At 69.7% G+C, this 1,032-nt stretch carries 1 protein-coding gene; it reads right to left on the reverse strand.

Going from position 1 to position 1,032, the window contains the following annotated elements:
* A partial coding sequence (locus tag ACZ3H8_RS40870; RefSeq protein ID WP_467410467.1) for an amino acid adenylation domain-containing protein occupies nucleotides 1-1,032 on the reverse strand: 1,032 nt, incomplete at both ends.

Consider the following 1,032-nt stretch of genomic DNA (forward strand, 5'->3'; position numbering starts at 1 on the left):
GTAGTCGGGTGTGGGGAGGGCGTGGTGGTCGAGTTTTCCGTGGGTGGTGAGGGGGAGGGTGTCGAGGACCACGATGGCGGCGGGGACCATGTAGTCGGGGAGGGTGTTGGTGAGGGTGGTGCGGATGGTGGCTGTGTCGATTGTGGTGTTGGGTTCGGGGGTGATGTAGGCGACGAGGCGTTTGTCGCCGGGCTGGTCTTCGCGGACGAGGGCGGCGGCGGTGGCGATGTGGGGGTGGGTGGTGAGGGCGGACTGGATCTCGCCGAGTTCGATGCGGTGTCCGCGGATTTTGACTTGGTCGTCGGCGCGGCCGATGTATTCGAGTTGTCCGTGGTGGGTCCAGCGGGCGAGGTCGCCGGTGCGGTACATGCGGGTGCCGGGTGCACCGTGCGGGTCGGCGGTGAAGCGCTGGGCGGTGAGTCCGGGCTGGTCGAGGTAGCCGCGGGCGAGGACGATGCCTGCGATGTACAGCTCGCCCGGGGTGCCGATCGGGGCGGGGCGGAGTGCGCTGTCGAGCACGTAGGCGCGGGTGTTCCAGAAGGGGCGGCCGATGGGGACCGGGCCGGTGGGGGTGGGGGTGCCTGGTTCCAGGCGGTATTCGGTGCAGTTGACGGTGGCTTCGGTGGGGCCGTAGGCGTTGATGACCTGGGTGTCGGGGTGTGCCTCGCGCCAGGCGGCGAGGGCCTCGCCGCGCAGGGCTTCGCCGCCGATGACGAGGGTGCCGGTGGGGGAGGCCTGGTCGGGCAGGTTTTCCAGGAGGGGCAGGTGGGAGGGTGTGACCTTCATGAAGGTCACACCGCTGGTGTCCTGGTCGAGTTCGGCCAGCATGATGCGGCCGCCGGAGACCAGGGGTGTCCACAGGGCGGTCACGGTCAGGTCGAAGGCGAAGGAGGAGTGGACCAGGGAGGTTCCGCCGGCCTGCGGGTAGACCTCACGGGCTCGGGTCAGGTAGGCGCCCACCGAGCGGTGCTCGACGACCACACCCTTGGGGCGGCCGGTGGAACCCGACGTGTAGATCACATACGCGGGCCA

It is taken from the genome of Streptomyces sp. NPDC002868 (assembly GCF_055563295.1).